The sequence below is a fragment of the Psychrobacter sp. 1U2 genome, from assembly GCF_051847575.1.
Window position 1 is genome coordinate 1 of record NZ_JBPYDC010001407.1, and the last position, 607, is coordinate 607.

1 protein-coding gene is annotated in these 607 nt (G+C 44.6%); it reads right to left on the reverse strand.

The features are described 5' to 3' along the window. Positions 1-49: 49 nt before the first annotated feature. The coding region (locus tag ACS8FD_RS22350; protein WP_439277477.1) for an Hsp70 family protein at positions 50-607 on the reverse strand (558 nt) is incomplete at its 5' end.

Genomic DNA, 607 nt, shown 5'->3' on the forward strand with positions numbered 1-607 from the left:
TGAGTAGACTAAGCGAGTTTGACGGCTAATCGCGTTTTTGGGTTTGGTATTATTTTTTGTCTTCGTCTACTTCAGTAAACTCAGCATCGACTACATCATCATTGGCTTGGCTTGCATCCGCTGATTCAGTTTCTTGCTGGAACTGACCTGGGTCCATACCTTCTGCACCTGCGCCAGCCTCACCGTAGATCTTTTGGCTGATTGGCAAGAAAGCATTGTCTAACGCTTCAAGCTTGGCTTTGATGTCATCATGATCATCTTCTTTGGTCGCCGTTTCAAGCTCAGAGATAGCCGCTTCTACTGATGATTTTTCTTCGTCAGTGACTTTATCTTCTGCTTCTTTCAATGCTTTTTGAACCGCATGGATACGACCATCAGCTTCATTACGTACTTGTGCCAAGTTGGCAAACTTCTCGTCTTCAGCAGCATTTGCTTCTGCGTCTTGTACCATTTGTTCGACTTCTTCATCAGACAAACCAGAATCCGCTTTGATCTGAATACTTTGTGCTTTACCAGTACCTTTATCAGTCGCTGAGATATTCATGATACCGTCGGCGTTGATATCAAAGGTAACTTCGATTTGCGGCAAACCACGTGGTGCTGGTGG